This is a genomic window from Entomospira culicis (assembly GCF_028748145.1).
In the GTDB taxonomy this organism is placed as follows: domain Bacteria; phylum Spirochaetota; class Spirochaetia; order WRBN01; family WRBN01; genus Entomospira; species Entomospira culicis.
The window spans coordinates 1,366,718-1,387,629 of sequence record NZ_CP118181.1; the positions used below are offsets into that span (position 1 = coordinate 1,366,718).

Annotated in this window: 15 protein-coding genes and 1 tRNA gene; 7 read left to right on the forward strand and 9 right to left on the reverse strand. The window is 46.4% G+C overall.

Going from position 1 to position 20,912, the window contains the following annotated elements; genetic code table 11:
• Positions 1–119 precede the first annotated feature (119 nt).
• Positions 120–3,038, forward strand: coding sequence for an insulinase family protein (locus tag PVA46_RS06485; protein WP_167695931.1), 2,919 nt, complete (start codon positions 120–122; stop codon positions 3,036–3,038).
• A gap of 49 nt (positions 3,039–3,087) precedes the next feature.
• On the opposite strand, the gene PVA46_RS06490 is transcribed toward PVA46_RS06485, so the two are convergent.
• From PVA46_RS06490 to rbsD, 8 genes are all read right to left on the reverse strand, one after another.
• The gene (locus PVA46_RS06490; protein WP_167695932.1) at positions 3,088–4,080 is read right to left on the reverse strand and encodes a LacI family DNA-binding transcriptional regulator; all 993 of its coding nucleotides are present in this window, start codon (positions 4,078–4,080) and stop codon (positions 3,088–3,090) included.
• Between the two features lie 87 nt (positions 4,081–4,167).
• Positions 4,168–5,556, reverse strand: a complete 1,389-nt coding sequence (gene dcuC / locus PVA46_RS06495; RefSeq protein WP_246226790.1) for a C4-dicarboxylate transporter DcuC — start codon at positions 5,554–5,556, stop codon at positions 4,168–4,170.
• Positions 5,557–5,574: 18 nt separating this feature from the next.
• Complete coding sequence (gene rihC, locus PVA46_RS06500) at positions 5,575–6,498, reverse strand: ribonucleoside hydrolase RihC (RefSeq protein WP_167695933.1); 924 nt, start codon at positions 6,496–6,498, stop codon at positions 5,575–5,577.
• Positions 6,491–7,420 (reverse strand): ribokinase, encoded by a 930-nt coding sequence (locus PVA46_RS06505; RefSeq protein ID WP_167695934.1) that lies wholly within the window; start codon positions 7,418–7,420, stop codon positions 6,491–6,493. Before PVA46_RS06505 ends, rihC begins: the two co-directional genes overlap by 8 nt.
• A 61-nt stretch (positions 7,421–7,481) precedes the next feature.
• On the reverse strand, positions 7,482–8,381 hold the full coding sequence (gene rbsB, locus PVA46_RS06510; protein WP_167695935.1) for a ribose ABC transporter substrate-binding protein RbsB: 900 nt from the start codon (positions 8,379–8,381) through the stop codon (positions 7,482–7,484).
• Between the two features lie 21 nt (positions 8,382–8,402).
• Complete coding sequence (locus PVA46_RS06515) at positions 8,403–9,350, reverse strand: ABC transporter permease subunit (protein ID WP_246226792.1); 948 nt, start codon at positions 9,348–9,350, stop codon at positions 8,403–8,405.
• 8 nt (positions 9,351–9,358) lie between these two features.
• Positions 9,359–10,834, reverse strand: a complete 1,476-nt coding sequence (locus PVA46_RS06520) for a sugar ABC transporter ATP-binding protein (protein WP_167695936.1) — start codon at positions 10,832–10,834, stop codon at positions 9,359–9,361.
• A 1-nt stretch (position 10,835) separates the two neighbouring features.
• On the reverse strand, positions 10,836–11,228 hold the full coding sequence (gene rbsD / locus PVA46_RS06525) for a D-ribose pyranase (protein WP_167695937.1): 393 nt from the start codon (positions 11,226–11,228) through the stop codon (positions 10,836–10,838).
• Between the two features lie 145 nt (positions 11,229–11,373).
• On the opposite strand from rbsD, the gene PVA46_RS06530 reads away from it, so the two are divergent.
• From PVA46_RS06530 to PVA46_RS06545, 4 genes are all read left to right on the forward strand, one after another.
• Positions 11,374–11,446 (forward strand) — tRNA-Phe (locus tag PVA46_RS06530).
• A 156-nt stretch (positions 11,447–11,602) separates the two neighbouring features.
• The gene (locus PVA46_RS06535; protein WP_167695938.1) at positions 11,603–12,427 is read left to right on the forward strand and encodes an alpha/beta fold hydrolase; all 825 of its coding nucleotides are present in this window, start codon (positions 11,603–11,605) and stop codon (positions 12,425–12,427) included.
• Entirely contained in the window at positions 12,424–13,611 is a 1,188-nt protein-coding gene (locus PVA46_RS06540) for an MFS transporter (RefSeq protein ID WP_167695939.1), read from the forward strand. Before PVA46_RS06535 ends, PVA46_RS06540 begins: the two co-directional genes overlap by 4 nt.
• Positions 13,612–13,894: 283 nt before the next feature.
• Positions 13,895–15,394 carry an AbgT family transporter gene (locus PVA46_RS06545; RefSeq protein WP_167695940.1) on the forward strand — a complete coding sequence of 500 codons (1,500 nt, stop codon included), beginning with the start codon at positions 13,895–13,897 and terminating at the stop codon, positions 15,392–15,394.
• Between the two features lie 113 nt (positions 15,395–15,507).
• Here PVA46_RS06545 and lon read toward each other — a convergent pair whose 3' ends face one another.
• Positions 15,508–17,874 (reverse strand): endopeptidase La, encoded by a 2,367-nt coding sequence (gene lon, locus PVA46_RS06550; protein WP_167696315.1) that lies wholly within the window; start codon positions 17,872–17,874, stop codon positions 15,508–15,510.
• A 221-nt stretch (positions 17,875–18,095) separates the two neighbouring features.
• On the opposite strand from lon, the gene PVA46_RS06555 reads away from it, so the two are divergent.
• A complete protein-coding gene (locus tag PVA46_RS06555) occupies positions 18,096–19,499 on the forward strand; it encodes an aminopeptidase (RefSeq protein ID WP_167695941.1) in 1,404 nt (467 codons plus the stop codon).
• 10 nt (positions 19,500–19,509) lie between these two features.
• Positions 19,510–20,910, forward strand: a complete 1,401-nt coding sequence (locus PVA46_RS06560) for an aminopeptidase (RefSeq protein ID WP_167695942.1) — start codon at positions 19,510–19,512, stop codon at positions 20,908–20,910.
• The last annotated feature ends 2 nt before the right edge of the window (positions 20,911–20,912 follow it).

Below are 20,912 nucleotides of genomic sequence, written 5' to 3' on the forward strand. Positions count from 1 at the left end.
TATTAAATAGTTTGTACTCATAATTAAGTATTACTTTATCATAGAGAAAATGAATATTTATGTCAAGAGAAAATCGCCATTACTTGATCTTTCTTGATATGCGCATTATTATAGATCATATGAAAGAGTTTACACATTATACCTTACTGTCTGAAAAACCCGTGCCTGAGTATCGATCGCATGGCTATCACCTGCGCCATAATCAATCGGGGGCGGAGATTTTTTTACTCCAGAACGACGATGAGGAGAATTTCTTCTCGTTTGGCTTTAGAACGCCCTCGGAGAATGATTATGGGCTGGCGCATATTTTGGAACACTGTGTCTTGGCTGGGAGCAAGCATTACCCGATCAAAGATCCCTTCTTGACGCTTCTACGCAGTAGCATGCAGACCTTCCTCAATGCAATGACCTATCCTGACAAGACCTTATATCCGGCAGCCAGTCCGGTGAAGCAAGATTTTTTTAATCTTTTCGATGTGTATGGCGACGCTGTCTTCTTCCCGTTGATCAACGAGGAGACCTTTTGGCAGGAGGGCTATCGGCTGGTTTACGATCCCAATCAAGATGCTTTGAGCCATGGGGGCGTTGTTTACAACGAGATGAAGGGTGCGTATAGTAGCATCGAGAGCTATGCCTTTGATGCGGTGGTGCAGTCGTTGCATCCTAGTAACAGCTATCAGTATGATTCGGGTGGCAATCCCGACGCGATTCCTGGCATCACGCACCAGATGATGGTGGATTTTCACCAGAAGTATTACCATCCTAATAACGCAAAGATATTTCTTTATGGCAATGTCGATATCGAAGAGAAGCTCGCGCGGTTGCACGATAAATTTTTGCAACACTTCACGGATAGCACGCCCAGTCAGAGCCAAGTCGCCGAAGAACCCGCCTTTAGCGCGCGCCGTTATGAGCATCGTGAATTCCCCAGCCGTGGCGAAGACGACACCAGTTACATCTCGCTCAACTGGCTTACCGCGCCCCTCACCGAGACCAAAACCACCCTCGCGCTGGAGGTGCTTAACCATATTCTCTTTGGATCTAGCGGAGCCCCGCTCTATCTAGCCTTACAGAGCTCGGGATTGGGGCAAGATCTCTCACCAGTCTGTGGCTTTAGCTTCGACTTCAATCGCGCCATCTTTAGCGCCGGCTTACGTGGCATCAAGCCCGAGGATCAAGGGAAATTTGAGAAGCTTGTGGATGAGACGCTACAGAATATCGTAAAAACCGGCATTAGCCACGAGATGATCGAATCGGCACTACGCGCTATCGAGATGCAACGCCGAGAATTACGCAGTGGATCGTTTGGCTTGCGCCTGATGAGTCGCCTGTACAAGGGCTGGAATTATGATCTTAATCCCTTTGATGCGATTCTTTTTGCCGAACCCATGGCGGCCTTGCGTCAAGAGGCATTCACCGTCGGCTACTTTGAACAACTCATCCAATACTACCTCATCGATAATACCCACGCCTCGCTCACACTCATCACACCCAATGCCGAGCTTGCCAAGCAAAAAGATCGCAACATAGAGGAAGATCTCAAGCAAAAGCTCCTCTCGATGAGACAAGCCGATAAAGATGCCCTCCAAGTGCAGAGCGCCCAGCTCGAAGCGCACCAAAATCAAACCGACGATCCCACCGTGATGCCCCGCTTGAGCCGTAGCGATATCCCCGAGAAGATCAAAGAGATCGCTAGCCGACAAGAGAGCATCTTTGCCCAACGTCCCTTGTATGTTGTTGACCAATTTAGCAACGGACTCTACTATTGGAACACCACCTTTAATCTCAATGACTTTGATCAAGAGGCGCTCCTATGGCTTCCGCTCTTCTGCCGTGCCATGAGTGGCATGGGTAGCGATAAGAAGAGTTACATCGAGATGGCGCAAGCCATTGCCCGCGACAGTGGCGGTTTTAACTTTATTTTAGATACGGGGGAGTATCTCGACGAACAAGGGCAAGCCAGCGAACGCAGTGCAGTGTTGCATATCAACTTTAAAGCGCTGGAGAGTCAACTCCAAGAGCTACCCGCCACCCTGCAAGAGGCAATCTTCTCTATCGACTTTACCGACATTCAGCGCCTCCAAGAGCTCTACTGGGAGCTTTACAATGAGATGGCGGCTGCCGTTGTGCCTTCGGGTTCAGGGGTGGTGGGCTTGCGTCTTAGCGCGCTCTTTAGTCAGAGTGCCTACACCGAGGAACTTTGGCACGGGGTAACGCAACTACAATTTCTCGAGCAGATGCAGAGTCGCTGGCAAGAGGATAGCTTTAAAGCCGAAGTGGTTAGCCGACTCCAAGCGATTGCCGATCGTATTTTGGTGCAAGAGCGCGCCACCTTTGGTCTCCTCGCACCCAATGTAGCGCAGGCCAAAGAGATGATCACCAAGCTCTTTGCTCCGCTAGCCAGCCGAAAAGATCTCACGCTCATCACCGCACCCCTCACCCTGCCTAGCATCAAGAGCCAGATGATTACAACCAACACCGAGGTCAACTTTGTTGGTCTCGCTCTCAAGGCACATAGTTTTCATCAGCCACAGCGTGCTTCAGAAATTCTCCTTGGACAGTATCTCACCGTTGGCGAACTTTGGCATGCCATCCGTATGCAAGGCGGAGCTTATGGCGTATCAGCAAGTGCTACGGGCAATGCACAAGGTATTTTTACCATGACCAGCTATCGCGATCCGCACATGGAGCGCACGCTAAATGCCTTTAAAGCGATTCTTCGTACATTTGAGACTATCTCACAAGACGATCTTGACGATACCCTCATCGCACGCATTGGCAAAGAGAATCGCCCGCAAGGCCCACAAGAGGCATTAAGCCTCGCCATGAAGCGCGCCATCTACAACATCACACCAGCTACACGACAACGCATCCGCAACCATCTCTTAGCCGTAACCCCGCAATCGATGATCGAGAGTGCACGTTATCTCGCGCACCAATTAGAGGAAGTTAAGGTTGCCATCATCACCAACACCGAGCAGGCAACCAAAGAGCAAAAACCACTAGGTATCGATCAAGTGATTACACTCGCGAAATAGCATTATTTTGACATTTTTTATGACTTATACAAAAAAAGAGAGGAAGTGGCTACTCCTCCTCTCTTTTTGCGTAAAGACTCTTACGAGATATCAAGGTTACGGGCAATTTTTCGTGCATTTCCCCTTCATCTAAAATTAAGTGCATCACACGCCTTGCCATCGCGTCGATAGGTTGACGAACAGTAGTCAAGGGTGGAGATAAATAGCGAACAAACTCAATATCATCATAACCAATAATGGCATACTGCTCCTGAATGGAAATCGCGGCCTCCATGCAGGCGTGATAAAATCCAATTGCCATCAGGTCATTCATAAAAAAGATCGCTTTATAGGGATGCTTAAAAATCGTCTTAGCTAAACGATCTCCGGCATCAACGGTGAAATCGCCCTCTAAACAGACCACATCATAAGGATGGTTATTCTGCTGATAGACCTCTCTAAAACCGGCCAATCGCTCTTGCACATTGGTAAAATGGGAAGGACCAGTCACACATAACACGTGATAATGATGATGCGCTATCAACGCTCTTGCCACAAGTGCCCCACCTTGATAATCATCGCTACCCACCCAGCAAAACGCAGGTTTCGTAATAATACGATCAAGAAAGATAACGAAATGATTGAGCCGATGCTCTTCCACAAAGTGATACGTGCTCACATGGGAGGCCACCAGAACAATTTTTTCCACATGGAGTTGTTTAAATCGTTTAATCGCCATAATCTCTTGTATCGCCACGCCGTCGGTGTGATTGAGAAGTAGGAGGTATCCTGCCTGCGTTAAGTGATACTCAATACGTTTTGCCATCTGCGTAAAAAAGGCATTCGTGATATCAGGCAAGATTAACCCAATTGTCTGGGATTGTTTGGTCTTTAAACTCTTGGCATGTAAATTGGAAACAAACCCTAACTCCTTTGCCAGGCGCTCCACCCGATCGATCGTCGCTTGGCTAAGATGCGACGCTTTCTTATTCAACACCAAAGAGACTGTAGCAACCGATACTCCAGCCTCTTTAGCTAAATCTTTCATTGTAATACGTTTCAATCTCTTCTACTTGTCCTTAGCACAGATCATTCCCTTTATTATAGTACGGCATAATGCCCTAGATAAATGAAGCAATTTAAGCTAAAGTTACACAGTAAAACGCATCATCGAGAGGATAAACATAAAAACGACGCCTACCACCATGGGCACAGCAGTTCGCCTAACAATCTTAAGCGGATCTTGTTGTGTCGTACCCGCCACAATAACCACGACCGCAGCCACAGGGGATACAGCGCGCAATAAATTCCCCGTAAATCCAACAGGAATACTTATCGCTAAAGGATTAATTCCTGCAGCCAGCGACAACGGAATTACCAGAGGAACCATCGCATAAAAGAGCGCCAACCCACTACCAGATAACAAGACAATCAATGCGCTAAATAGCACCAAAATCAATGGTAACGTGAATCCTGGCACGGCGGTGCTACGCATCACCTGTTCTAAATGTTGCATCAATCCTATCGATTTTAATCCTTCCACAAAGACGCCGGCAGCCACCAACAGCGCAACAATCCCCATCGCGTTACCCATTCCCTTAAAAAATGCCTCACTCTCCTCTAGCACCATCGCTAAATTACGATAACGAACCGCTTGTATCAAAAGAGCAAGAAAAAAGGAGAGTATCGAGACCACCTCTACCGAAGGCATAACTTGTTGCTCTTGAGGTAACCTTAAATTCATTGCATAGAACAACAACAGAAGCAGAATGGGCAACATCGGTAAGACTGAATATACAATCCTAAAGAGTCGCCCATAGCTCAATTCCTCGGAGACATCTACCACCTCTTGCGCCAGATTGGCTTGACTTATACCCTCTTTTTTATCCATGTAGCGTTGCCAAACATAGTGCGCCACTGCTACTACAAGCAAAGTGGGGATAGATATCATCGCATGGTGATGAAACACATACTCCGTTACTGGCATCCCCAACTCCATTGCCATAGCCACATTATCCCCCCCTAGCGGTGTGGGCATTATGGTTGCCGTAGTAGCAATCACCCCAGCAGCCGTTAAAGAGGACATACCCACGCGTCTTAATACCGGATAGAGTGTCGCTAAGAGGATAACCGCAAGATTAGCTGCACTGGGAATTACTAAGGAGAGAAAATTCCCTAACAAAAAAACAATCGGAACCAACATATACACCGACTTAATGCGTAACAGGGGCTTCGTAAGCATATGGACACTCACCTCATTGGCACCAATTTTACTCATATATGTCGTATATCCACCCAAAATCAAGATAATCAACCCCGCACGCGGTAAAACACTCTTAAACTGATCGACAATCAACGTAAAGGGGGCAAACCAATCCAGCATCGCGTTGGGCGCACCATCTAGCAACAGACTAAAAAAGACCAAAACCATACCCACCGATAAAAGAGTCATTTTGATGTCCATCTTCTTCAACAGCATCCACACCACGATAACGACACTAATGAAGGCCAATCCATACATTATCCAAATATGCATCATCTTACTTATCCCCTTTTATCACAAGCACGCAGCGATAGAAGCTAATAGCCACTGGCGAAACATCTGCCCATCAATATCCACACACACACGCGCATTCTTAGGACGATCGCCTAAATAACCTCGAAAATCAACAATCGTCATCCCCTTGGTCATCTTCCCATCCAACTCAATATCTACCACCCCTGGTATCACCTCAAACATTTCTGGTTGCAGTAAATAAGCCATCACGCATGGATCGTACATCTTTAAACCTGTATTAAACGTTCCACTACGGTACTTCTGAAATAAGGAAACCATCATTTCTCCCGTAGCACCCATCTGCATAATCTTATCACTATCCTCTCGGTAAACCAGCGCCTTCCAACCTACATCTAATCCCACCATCACAATCGGTAATCCACAGTCAAAAACAATTTTAGCCGCCTCTGGATCCGTAGCGATATTAAATTCCGACATCACCCCCTTATTTCCACGAGTGGTAGATCCCCCCATCAGTACAATCTCCTCGATATACTCTACAGCATCAGGATGCATCCGTAATAGTAAAGCGATATTCGTTAAAGGCGCAATCGGTACCAATGTAATCTTCTCCTTACTGCTCACCAACTCTTGATAGATAGCCTCTACGGCATGAATCGATAATAAATTATGCTTCGCTGGTGAGGGAAAGTCATATCCATCCATGCCCGAGAGCCCATGCACATTCGCAGCATCTATCAAGGGCAAAACCAGCGGACGCGCAGCTCCCTTAGCTACGGGCACATCTTTTTGCCAAAATGCCAATAACTTTAACGTATTATTGGTGACATTCTCCAAACCCACATTTCCAGCTACCGTGGTAATTAAACGAACATCTAACTCCTCACTAAATAATGCAATGGCTATTGCAATTGCATCATCAATTCCAGGATCAGTGTCTATAATAATTGGTCTTTTACTCATCTCTCTTCTCTCCTTTCATCACTGCTTTGATATCTTCTCTCTTACCCATTGCCTGCTCCACCCCTACGTGCAAACAAGCGTACGCACCCGCTGCGTTAGCAAAATATAACGCATCTTTCATCGAGCTGCCTTGCGCCAATGTGGCGACAAAAGCCCCCACAAAAGCATCACCAGCACCTGTGGTATCCACCGCATCAATACGGTAACTTGGCACAAAGATTGTTTGATAGGCATCTACATACAACACCCCTCCTGCGCCTAAGGTTACAACTAATCGCTGTAAACCCAATTGACGTAGTTGTGTAAAAGCCAGTTGAACATCTACCTCCTCCCGTGGATAAATCGTAGTAAGTAGCTCTAGCTCTCTCTGATTGACAATTAAATAGTCTACATAGGGCAAAATATCCTGGACATCTAATCGAGCCGGAGCTAGGTTTAATATAGTGGTCAACCCATTCGTCTTTGCCACCTTCATTCCCATCAAAACCAAAGAGTAAGGCACCTCTAATTGCGCAAGAAAAAATCCACCTGGTTTAACCGCTAACAACGGACTCAATACCTTCTCTGTCATAGCAAAATTTGCTCCAGCGTGAAGAATAATACGATTTTCAGCCCGCATACGTATAATACAGGCTAAACCAGTAGCAACATGAGACATCACCTCAATATAATTATCGCTTATCCCCCAGCCTCTCAACGAAGCTAACACTTTCTCACCCATCGCATCGCCACCCACAGCTCCTAACATAACCACCTTTGCCCCAAGCTCATGCATGGCGCGCACTTGGTTTAATCCCTTACCCCCAAGATTCTCCAAATAATCCAACCCATGAAGAGTTTCCCCTGCTTGCGGTATGTTATCTACGGTAAACATCAAGTCAACATTGATGCTCCCCAATACATAAATCTCTCGTTCTCCCATCACAATACTCCTCTAAAGAGGCGAAGCTCTTGCCTATCCTCTGCCTCTTCATTAGCTATTTTTATTCAACTAAAACCAAACTAATTGGATAATAACTATCCACTTTCTGTGCGCTTAATAACTGATGCGCCACCTGCATGCCTTGCATGCCTATGTCTTGAGGTTTTTGGGCAATCGTTGCGCGCATCAATCCACTAGAGACAGCACTACGTGCATCATCCGTCGCATCAAATCCCACAACCAACACCTCTGTTAAGCCCGCATCTTGCAGCGCCTTCATCGCACCCAAAGCCATTTCGTCGTTATGCGCAAAGACCGCATTGAACCTAGTACCAGATTGAATGATATTCTCCATCACATGCAACCCTTGCGTGCGATCGAAGTTGGCTACTTGACGCACCACCACATACTTTTTCACCACATCATTAAATCCCTGACCTCGCTCACGCGCTGCGGAGGCACCAGTAATGCCTTCTAACTCTACTACAGCAAGCCTCTCACCCAGTTCTTGAAGCAAAAATTCACCAGCCATCCTACCACCAGAGATGTTATCCGAAGCAATATGCGCCGTAACCGACACCCCATTTACCGATCGATCCAAAGAGATCACAGGGATACTCGCATCCTGCGCCAGCATGACTGCTCGCACCACCGCATCAGAATCGGTAGGATTAATAAGAATAGCACTCACACCTTGCGTAATTAAATCCTCTACATTCGCCAACTCCTTGCTTGGATCATTTTGCGAATCTAACACCACCAGCTCATAAGGCAACGAACTCGCCTGCGCTCTCATTCCACTCACCAAATCGACAAAAAATGGATTATTGAGTGTAGAAACGACTACCCCAATCTTCTGCTTTTTACTCTCCCCACCAGAACTCTCCGTGCGTCCCTTCTCTGCTGGACAAGCGACAAATAATACCATTGTCAAGACCAACCATAAACCTTTTTTCTTCATCCTCAAACACTCCTTACAACCTTATTTTTTTATATTGCGGTTCAATAACACCGCCACTAAAATGACTAATGCTTTCACTATCATCTGATAATAAGAACTAACTTGTAACAAATTAAGCGCATTGTTCAAGACACCAATCAGTAAGGCTCCCATTAACGTACTCCCAATACCGCCTACCCCACCAGCCAAGGAGGTGCCCCCTACCACCACGGAAGCAATCGCATCCAACTCATAATTTGCCCCGGCAGTAGGTTGCGCCGATAATAATCTCGAGCTAAGAATCACGCCGGCAAGCGCAGCTAAAAACCCCATATACCCATAAATAATCACCTTAACGCGAACAACATTAATCCCTGACAAATGTGCAACCTGTTCATTGCCCCCCACCGCATAAATATAACGCCCCAATTTAGTATGATACAATAAGTAATAGGTCAATCCAAACACAAGCAACATCACCACAACCGGCATTGGAATGATGCCCAACTTGCCATTACCGATAAAATTATAAAAAGCATCCACCCGCGTAAAATCTAATGTAATTGGTTTCCCGTCGGTAAAAACCAACGTTGCACCTCGTAGTAAATTCATCATAATCAAGGTAACAATGAACGGCTGTAATTTAGCCTTGGCAATCAACAAACCCGTGCTCATGCCCATCAATGTACCAGCAACTAAAGCAATAAACATCGCTACCCCGCCACCTTGACCTGCAACCAAGGAAGACATCGCAAGCGCACTAGAGATTGCCAAAATCGATCCAACTGAGAGATCAATTCCACCAGAGAGGATCACCAGTGTCATGCCAAATGCAATAATCGCATTTATTGAACTCTGTCTTAACATGTTCATCATGTTGTTTATTGTTAAAAAATTATCGCTCAATAAACTTGCCACCATCACCAATAAGACCAACGCAAACACTGTTTGATATCGCTTAGTCCATCCTTTAACATCCATCTTCTTCATACTCGCTCCTAATTCATGCTCATTGCCATAATTTTTTGCGCATCAAAAGCCTCACGCACAAGCAGACCTTTGGCTTTTCCTGCATGTAATACTATAATCCGATCACTAAGTCCCATAATCTCTGGCAATTCTGAGGAGATCAGTAAAATAGCTAACCCCTCGCGCTTCAACTGGTTAATCAATTGATAAATCTCTTTTTTTGCGCCCACGTCGATACCACGCGTAGGCTCATCTAAAATAAGCACCTTAGGTTTTAATAACAACGCCTTAGCAATCGCTACTTTTTGCTGATTGCCCCCGCTTAGTTCTCCGACCTTCTTGTCTCTACTGGGGGTTTTAATATGCAATTGTGCAATAAAATCATCCACTAATCCATGAAGAATAGAGCGTCGAAGACGCCTCTTGAGGGTAGTCAATAAAGATAAAACCATATTCTCTGCCACCGACAGCGATAAGACCAACCCATCTTGCTTACGATCTTCAGAGACATACACCAAACGATGCGCCAGAGACTCCTGAATGGAATGCGTCTTTAATGGTCTACTATCTACATAAACCACGCCTTCGTAAGGATATACCCCCGCAAGACTTTTTACTAACTTAGTACGACCACTTCCCATTAATCCTGAAATCCCCAACACTTCCGAAGCATGCAAAGTAAAAGAGATATTCTGCACATAAGCGTTACGCACCTGATGCACCTTCAACATCTCTTTACCTCGAGGAACCCTTTCGAAAGGGAATTGCTCGGTAATGGTACGACCAACCATTAGTTCAATCAGCCGATCCTCATGAATATCGGTCACAGGATACTCTCCCATCCATTTACCATCACGTAAAATCGTTACGTCATCGGCAATGGCAAAGACCTCTTTCAGGCGATGAGAAATAAAGACAATACCCTTGCCTTGCGCTTTCAATTTTTGGATGATTGCAAATAGTTGTAGACTCTCCTTCTCGGTCAAGGCATCCGTAGGCTCGTCCAAAATAATCACCTTTGCCTGCATCGACAAACATTTAGCAATCTCCACCAACTGCTGCTGGGCGATACTCAACGTTCCCACCAGCGCATCCACATCCAAAGAGAAGTGAAGCTCGTCTAATAACCCCTGCGCCGCCTTACGCTCACGTTGGTGACGCAATGGGGCGCATAATGCGCTAGACTCCTTGGCTAAAAAGATATTCTCGTAAACCTTCAACTGCGCAACCAAGTTGAGCTCCTGATGCACAATACCAATACCAAGACGTTGCGAAGCAACCACCCCCTGATACTGAACCTCCTGATGGTTAACATAAATTTTCCCCGCATCTTGTTGATAAATACCACTAAGAATTTTCATCAATGTCGACTTACCCGCGCCATTCTCCCCCATCAATGCCATCACTCTACCGGCATACACCCGAAGATTTGCCTCATCGAGTGCTTTGACCCCCGGAAAACTTTTAGAGACCCCTTCTAGTGATAGTAAACATTCACCTTTCATCTTAAAATTGTACTCCTGCTTGCAAAATAACATTAGCATAAGCGCTAGCTTCTCCGGTACGAATCACCGCAATCGCCTTTGCTGTTCGCTCCTTAAATGCATCGTGAGAACAAAATGTTGCCTTACATCCACTCAACTGCTCAATAGTTGCAGACAACGCTCCATTATGAAGAAGAATTTCCTCTGCCATCACAATAGACTCCACCACCATCTCGCTAAGCACCGCATCCAACACATCACGTAAAGAGGGCATTCCACGTATAACAGCCAAATCAATACGTTCCACACCCAAGGGAATAGGCAAGCCGGCATCAGCTAACACAATCGTATCTGTATGCCCCAATCTAGCAATAAGATAGCTTAATTGACTGTTAAGAAGTTTTCCTCGTTTCATCTCTTTTCCTCTCTTTTTAGACTTAGTTAAACGTTTAACTAAATTTAGTGTATACCCACTTTCTCCTCTTGTCAAGAAAATTTCCATAAAAATTTATCAGCACTCTTGACATCTTTTCTTCTCTATGCTATCATAAGGTTGTTATGCTGCTGTAGCTCAGTTGGTAGAGCAGTGGACTGAAAATCCACGTGTCAGGAGTTCAATTCTCCTCGGCGGCACTTCTAAGACGATCCTAAATTTTTAGTGATCGTCTTTTTTTATCCTCACATCGTCTTTTTTTATCCTCACCTTATATTTTTTTATAAAAAGTATTTGACAAACCAACACATATCCTCTTATAATGACTCTATACAAAACCAAAAAGGATGCAAATAATGCACAAAAAAGTATGCGTAAATGACATTCATATCAATTACGATGAGAGTGGTACGGGTAAAGACGTTCTTGTTTTTCTCCATGGATTAGGCGAGAATATCGCCTCTTGGCAAGCCCAAATTGATTATTTTCAACAAACCTTCCGTGTTATCACCCCCGAAATGCGCGGGCATGCCCAAAGCGATGACGGTGAAGAAGTCATTACTCTCGCCTTAATGGTGAAAGATATTTTCGCACTCCTCGATCAGCTTGATATCAAACAAGCACACTTTTGTGGTCTCTCCATGGGTGCGCTCTTGTGTCAAGAGATTGCGGTACAAGATAAGAGCCGTATTTTATCGATGACCCTTGCCAACGGGGCGGGCTTCTACCCCGAGGAGATGGCAACCACTGGTCTGGAAGCGCGTCTTAAACGGATTGAGGATTTGAGTATGCAAGAGCTTGGGTACGCCATCGCTAAGGCCGCAAGCAAGCCCGATACCGCCGAAGAGCAATTGATCAAAACGGCAACGATCTTTCAAGCCAATCGTAAAAAACCGTACGCGCAAGCCACGCAAACCACCCTCACGGCCGACTATCGCGCGCATCATGCATCGATGGGGGGAATCCCCACCTTTATCTTGGTAGGCGAGCTTGATCCCGTAACCCCGATCGCCTTTTCGCAATACCTCAACGAGCATATTCTCGGCTCGAAAATGCAAATTCTGCCTAAGGTATCCCACCTCTCTAAAATCGATGATCCTATGCTCTTTAGTCGTGCTTTAACCGAATTCCTCTGTGCTTATAGTAATAGCGCACGGCTTCTTTTGGAGGTAACTGTATGATCAAAACCCATCAACCCAACAAATATATGATTGAAGCGTTGCTCTTTTTAAGCTATGTGCTCTTTGGGATGAGCTGGCAAGCGACGGCGCTCTTTTTACCCGATATTCGCGAGCAGATGGGGGTTAATTCCACGGCGGAGCTTAGCTGGATTACTAATGTCGTCTCGATCTCGCGCATTATTGGTACGTTTTTAGCCTCGACAATCCTCATAAAATTGGGTACGAAAAAGGCCGTCAGCCTCTCGATGCTCCTCATGAGTATTGGTGCGTTTGCCGGCTTGGTGAATAGCTACTTTATGCTTTTACTCGTACGCTTTATCGCAGGCTTGGGAAGCTCCTTGATCATTGCTTTCTTTGCACCGCTGGTGTTTGAACTCTTTGAGCCTAAAGAGCGTCCGATTGTCAACGGAATGAATAGCGTTGCCCTCAATTTGGGCATGGCGATCATCGCCTTTGGTCTAGGCGCAATGATGTCGCTCTTCAACAACAACTGGCAACATGTCTTATTGACAATCTCGGTAGGTAGCTTGATCATCTTTATCTTATGGCTCGTCTACGGCACCGACACCAAGCCAGCCGTTGCGAAAAGCACCAAGAGCTACACCATCATCGACGGACTCAAAGAACCCTTCAACTGGCTCTACGCCCTCACCTATGCGGGCACGCTCTCCTTCTACCTTATCTTGTTGACATTCTACAGCCATGCGAATATCCCTGCGGTCAAATATATCTTCTTAATGGGCATTGTTGGTACAATTTTTGGCATTATTGTGGCACAAAAAACGTATTATCGACGCCCCATTCTCCAGATCTCTGGTGCAGTTCAAATTCTTGCCATTATCGGTGTGCATAGCCAGACGTGGGGCTGGTTTGATAGCCAAATTTTAGTCAACATTTCGGCCTTAATGATTGGATTCTTCCTCTTCTTCCCCATGACTAGCTTAGTCCTCTTTGCTCAAGAACGTAAAGGCGCTACCGCGGAGAATCTAGGGCCTACCTTTAGCCTCTTTTGGAGCATTAGCTATCTCATTTCGGCCTTTGCTCCTTATATCTTTGGCATGCTTGTTGACAACTTTAATGGCAATTACAGCGTCGCCTTCGTCTTTAGTACGATAGCATCGAGCAGTTTTTTAATCGGTGCGATGATCATGAAAGAGACCAAAGCGCCAAAAAACGCTAGCTAATCATGTTAATTATAGAGAAAAAGATCGAAAAATAAGAAAAAAATCCTGATCTTTTTCTCTTATGACGCAGGCAAAAAGAACACTTACTTAAAGGCAAAAACTTTTCATATTATATGGAAACAACGCGCATTTAAGACCGTATATATAGGATTTTTTGTCCTCAATAAATACAAAAAATTCCATGCTAAATCTTTTTTTATGCTATATGAGAGTGGACATTATCCCCTTTTCGTGGTATATTGAGAGAATATTGTATGCATAAACAAAAATAGGGAGAGTCATCATGTCAACAGAACGTAAGAAAGGATTCGTCGAGCGTATCGGCGAATTACTGCCGGAGTCAAATCTTTTATTCCTTATCTTAATCAGTTTTATTATTGTTGCAAGCTTCTTTGCAAAAGGCTCTCATCCCTCGGCAATGGAGGGCGCGCCTAACTACACCGTACAGAATCTCCTCTCGGTGGAGGGCTTTCGTTGGATTTTATCTAATGTGTTAGATAATTTTCGTAAGTATCCGCCACTGGCGTTAGTCGTTGTGGGTGTGTTGGGCTTTGGCTTTGCCGAAAAGAGCGGATTACTAGGTACCCTCATTAAGATTGTGGGGCATAATACTTCCGAAAAAATGATCCTACCGGTTATCATCTTGATAGGTATTAATAGTTCCATCGCCTCGGATGCGGGGTATATCGTCTTGATTCCCCTATCAGGTGCACTCTACGCAGGGCTGGGGAAGAATCCTCTCATTGGAATTGTTGCTTCTTTCGCTGCCGTCTCTGCGGGCTTTGGCGCGGCGATGATCCCCTCTACAGCCGATGGGCTCTTAGGCAAAATCACACAAGATGTCTATGAAAGTGCCTTTGGCGGAGATTTCCCCCATGATCCAGTCATGATGAACTATATCTTTATGTTTGGCTCTACCATCTTTTTGACCATCTTTTTAACCTTTATTACCAAAATGTTTGTCGAAAAGCGCGTAGAATCGTATGATTATACCCTACCAGAAAACACCATGACCATTGGGGAGCTACACCCCGAAGAAAAAGAAGCTCTCAAAAAGGCCGGAATAGCCGTTGCTATCACGCTATTAGGAATTGTCCTTTTATGGGTGGTCGGGGTGCTTAAGAGTTATCCCGATGGTAAAGGCGGGATGACTAGCCCGATTCTCAATAATATTATTGTACTCTTGATTGCGCTCTTCCTCTTTCCTGGGCTTGCCTATGCGCGCTCGCTCAAAAAGATCAATAATGGGCAAGAGTACATCAAAATGACGGTGGATGCAATGCGTGATATTGCCTATATCCTTGTCTTTGCCGTCTTTGCGGGAAACTTTTTAGCGATCTTTAGCCACTCAGGATTAGATAAATATATTGCCAACCATGGAGCGTTCTTTCTGATTAATCAGAATATCCAAAACCCGATCTTCTTAATTGTGAGCTTTATCTTTATCTCGGCATTCATCAACTTCTTTATGGGATCCGCCAGTGCCAAGTGGGCAATCCTCGCGCCCATCTTCATTCCGATGTTGATGATCGCCTCCGACAATCAACTTGGCCCCGATGTCATTCAAGTTGCCTACCGTATTGGCGACTCCTCTACCAATATTATCAGCCCACTCATGACCTATATGGGTATCGTTCTTATTGCTGCGCGCCACTACGTTCCCAAATTTGAGATTGGGAACCTAATCAGCCTCATGCTCCCTTATTCTCTCTCCATTTTACTGGGCTGGACTGCATTCTTCGTTCTCTGGCTTCTTCTCAAACTACCCATTGGCTGGGGCTAACCGCCCAACCAAAAGAGAGCAATTAAACCCTAGTATCGTGCTAGGGTTTTTTAAAGGTGATGATATCTTACGCATAAAAAAAAGCCCTAGCATCCACACTAGGGCTCGCTATCCTACTCTTCACTAAAGAGTAGCTCGATCACCTTATCCATGCGATCGACAGGGTGAAAGAGGATATTCTCCTTCACATGCTCGGGAATTTCTTGTAAATCCTTGGTGTTGGCCTTGGGGATAATCACCTCTTTAATTTTTAAGCGACGGGCAGCCAGGCTCTTCTCTTTAAGCCCACCAATGGCTAAGACATTACCCACCAAGCTTAATTCACCCGTCATCGCTAAACCCTTTTTCACCTGCTTACCTAGCGCCAAGCTAATCATGGCACTTGCCATGGTGATACCGGCACTAGGGCCATCTTTGGGCGTAGCACCTGCAGGGATATGTAAATGGATCGTATGCTTATCGAAGAAGTCGCGCTGGTCGCTATCTTTCCCTTTATTGGCAAGGTAGAGACGTGCGTAGGTGTAGGCGATTGTGGCCGACTCCTTCATCACATCACCCATCTGACCCGTAAGTTGTAAGCCACCTTTACCCGGTAGTGCGACGGCTTCAATCATAAGCGTATCACCGCCAAAGGCCGTCCATGCCAAGCCCACCACCATACCTGGACGGGTGATCTTTTTGGTCTCTTCATCTTTAAACGGTGCGCGCTTAAGATAAATCTCCAAGCTAGATTCGGTGATCTTGATGGGCAACTCTTCCGCCTCGTTGAGCGCAACTTTTTTGGCTACTTTACGATGAATACGGTCGATCAGTTGCTCGTAATGGCGCATACCCGCCTCTCTGGCGTAACCTAACGCAATCGCTTTCAAGGCACTGCGATCATAACGCACGTGCGTCTTATCTAAACCGCTCTTCTTGAGGCTCTTGGGGATAATATAACGCTTGGCGATCTCGACCTTTTCATCTTCGGTGTAGCCCGATAAGCGAATCACCTCCATACGGTCGAGGAGCGGATGCGGGATGGTATCGAGGGTGTTGGCCGTGGCGATAAACATCACATCCGAGAGATCGAAGGGAAGATCGAGGTAATTATCGCGAAAGGTAGCGTTCTGTTCAGGGTCGAGCACCTCAAGCAGAGCGCCTGCAGGATCGCCTTGGTAGCTAACCCCCAGCTTATCGATCTCGTCGATCATGAAGACAGGGTTGCGCGACTTGACCACCTTCATCCCTTGAATAAACTTACCCGGCATTGCGCCTACGTAAGTGCGTCGATGCCCCTTAATTTCGGCCTCATCGCGCATACCACCCACACTAAAACGAAAGAATTCGCGCCCCAAGGCACGGGCAATGCTACGCCCAATGCTCGTCTTACCGACACCGGGAGGGCCAACCAAACAGATAATCGATCCTTTGGCATCTTGTTTAAGCTTGCGCACGGCAAGATACTCTAAAATACGCTCTTTGACATCCTCCAAGCCATAGTGATCTTCGTCCAAAATTTGTCGACCTTTTGCCAAGTCAATCGCCTCGTTAAGCGTGGCGTGCCATGGCAAGGTGATAATTAAATCGAGGTAGTTGCGAATTACGCTATACTCCGAAGAGTTGGGCTCAATCATGGTGAATTTCTCTAACTCGCGCTCCACCTGCTCTTTAACCTCGCCTGTTAGTTCTAGCTTGGCAATTGCCTCGCGAAAACGCTCAACCTCCATACTCTTAGGATCGCCGTTATTCTCGCCCAACTCTGCTTTGATTGCTTTAAGTTCTTCGCGTAAAAAGTACTCGCGCTGGCTCTTTTCGATACGCTCGTTGAGCTGTTTGCTCACTTTTTGCTGGATGCGTGAGACCTCCTGTTCGCGCTTAATGAACATGAGGGCACGCTCAAGGCGCTCTTTGATGTCTAAAATTTCAACCATCTCTTGGAGCTTTTCACGATCGATATTGAGCATCGAGGTGATTACGTCGGCGATCTTACCGGGTTCGTCAATGTTGAGCATGTTGAGGCGAATCTCTTCATTAAAGAAGGGATTATTCTCGCTGACGCTCTTCATCTCTTGGAGAAGGGAGCGCACCATGGCTTTAAGTTCGTTGGAATTTTTATCGCCAATCTCATCCAAATACTTAACCGCCACGACAAAAGGCACCTCTTTACTGACAAACTTAACTACCCGAAAACGCTTCTGCGTGGCAATAAAGATATTGAGCGATCCATCAGGCAGGTTGACCTTCTTCATGATCTTTGCGACCACGCCCACCTCGTAAAAACTCTCCTTTGTCCTCGTCTCCTCGTGGCTCTCCTTAACCAAAAGTAAACCAACAAAGCCCCCCGCCTCCTCGGCCAACTCCACCGCCCGCAAATCCGCCGGAGTATTAATCATCATCGGCAAAAATATCCCCGGAAAAATCGGCTTATTCAACAGGGCAATCACTGGTAACCGCATCGGCATCGCCAACTGCGCCGGAATCAAATTCTTCTCTTGCATATCATCTTCTTGCATACTACTTACTTATCCTCCATCTTTTCTCATCGCTCTTTTCTACACCTAAAAGATAATACCCAAAAAGCCTCCAAGGCAAGCAATATTTTGGAAAAATCAGCATTTATATAGGTGAATTCACTTGTATTGTTTGCATACATTTGGTATAATCTTAAAGAAAGATATGTCCATCCTAAGAGAACTGCAGGATGAAAAGGAGAAGATCGATGCAATTCGAGCGTCCTAAATTTAATCAATTCTTTGGTAAAAAAGAAGAAGTCGAAGCCGTTTTTTCATTCGCCAATCGCTACAAAACCTTCCTTAACGTAGCCAAAACCGAACGCGAAAGCATTACCGAGGCGATCCGCCTTGCCCAAGAGGCAGGCTACGTGGATGCCACCAGCCTCACCAGCGTAAAGCCCGGCGATAAACTCTACATGGTCAATCGAGAGAAGAATTTAGCTCTCTTCCACATTGGCGAAAATCCCATTCATCAAGGCATCAACCTCGTCGCCAGCCATGTCGATAGCCCTCGCCTCGACCTAAAGCCCATGCCTCTACAAGAAGATATCAATCTTGCCCTACTCAAGACACACTACTACGGTGGCATCAAAAAGTACCAATGGGTGAGTAAACCTCTCGCCATTCATGGTGTGGTGATCCTCAAAAATGGCAAAAAAGTAGAGATTGTTATCGGTGAAGAGAAGAGCGACCCCGTCTTTATGATTCCCGACATTGAACCCCACCTCTCGCGCCATATCCAAAACGATCGTAAAGCAACCGAGACCATCAAGGGCGAAGAGATGCAACTCGTCGTCGGCTCCCTGCCACTCATTCAAGACGATAAACATAAAGGCGCGGTCAAAAAGGCCATCCTCAAGATCCTCAACGAAAAGTACGGGCTTGAAGAGGCTGACCTCTTTAGCGCCGAACTCTCCATCGTGCCTGCATCTAAAGCACGCGACGTTGGCTTCGACCGCTCGCTGATTGGTGCCTATGGTCATGACGACCGTAGCTGTGCCTTTACCTCGCTTATCGGTCTACTAGAACAGACCAGCACACCTAAAAAAACCGCGATGGTCTTCCTTGCGGACAAAGAAGAGATCGGAAGCACCGGCTCTACGGGTATGCAGAGCGACTACTTTGTCTACGCGATGAGCAAAGTCTTAAAGATGAGCGGAAATTCCGCCAGCCCCCTTGATGTGCAAGAGATGCTCTGGAATTCTATCTGTATTAGTGCGGATGTAAAACCTGCGTTTGAGCCTATCTTTAGCTCGGTTTACGATGAATCTAATAGCGCGCGCCTTAATGGTGGGCCATCGATTACCAAGTATACCGGTGCGCGTGGAAAATCTGGTGCAAGCGATGCCGATGCCGAACTCGTAGCGGGCTTACGCGCCCTCCTAAGTAGCGCTAATATCCCTTATCAATGGGGCGCTAGCGGTAAAGTGGACGAAGGCGGCGGTGGAACTGTCGCTAAATTTGTAGCACATCGTGGAGTTCGCACCATCGATTTAGGGCTACCCATGCTCAGCATGCACGCGCCCTATGAGCTAGCCAGCAAGTTCGACGTGTACAGCTATTATCAAGCGATGAAAGCCTTCTTTAGTCAAGGCATCCAGATCGGATAGGAGGAGAGAGATGAGTCACTTAACATTACGCAATATTGAGTATAGCGAAGCAAAGGTACAAGAGGCCTTTGGCTTTGCCGAAGGGTACAAAAAATTTTCCAATGAGGTGAAAACCGAACGCGAAGCGGTGCGTTACTCCCAGCAACTTGCCGAATCAATGGGCTACAAGAATGGCTTTGAAGCGACCTCGGTCAAGGCAGGCGATAAGATCTACTTTATCAACCGCCACAAGAATATCGCACTCATCCACATTGGCAGTGAGAATATCCAAAAAGGTGTCAATATTGTCGCAGCCCACGTGGATGCCCCTCGCCTTGACCTCAAGCCCATGCCCCTCTACGAATCCGCCGACATGGCGCTCTTGCGCACGCACTACTATGGTGGTATTAAAAAGTATCAATGGGTCAATACTCCCCTTGCCTTGCATGGCGTGGTTGTCCTTAAAGATGGCACGACCAAGGAGATCCGTATCGGGTATGACGACGAAGATCCGATCTTTGTTATCCCAGATATCCTCCCGCACCTTAGCGCCAATGTACAAAACGAGCGCAAAGCCACCGAGACCATCAAGGGCGAGGAGCTCCAGCTACTAGCAGGAAGCATGCCCAAAATTTCGTTAGATAATAGCAAAGAGCAAGCGAAACATCCCATCAAACTTGCGATTTTAGAACATCTACACACCCAATACGGCATGACCGAAGAGGACTTTTGTAGTGCCGAAATCGAGGTGGTTCCCGCCCTTGAAGCGCAGGATATCGGTTTTGATCGTTCGATGATTGGCGCCTATGCGCACGACGATCGGATGTGTAGCTATAGTGCTCTACAGGCGATCCTCAACCTTAAACACACACCCAAAAGAACTGCGATGGTCTTTCTTGCGGACAAAGAGGAGATCGGGAGCACTGGCTCTACCGGCATGGAGAGCGACTTCTTTGTCTATGCTCTTGCCAAAACGGTAAAAGCGCTGGGCTTCTCCTACGACGCGACGCAGATGATGGAGCTTCTGTGGAACTCCAAAGCCCTTAGTGCCGATGTGGATGTTGCGCTCAACCCCAACTTCAAAGGGGTGCATGACGAGAGCAACGCCCCCGTCATCAACAAGGGTATCACCATCGCTAAGTACACGGGATCGGGTGGTAAGTACATGGGTAGTGAGGCAGACTCCGAATTTGTCGCGGCTCTACGTCAACTGCTTACCCAAAAAGGCATTCCGCATCAATTTGGCGAGATGGGTAAGATCGACGAAGGTGGCGGTGGTACGGTGGCGCAATTTCTTGCCCATCGTGGGGTGCAGGTGGTCGATTGCGGAGGCCCGGTTATGGGCATGCATGCGCCAATGGAGCTTATCAGTAAGATCGATCTCTTTAGCAACTACGAGACCTACCACATCTTTTTAGAGGAAGGATTATAGAT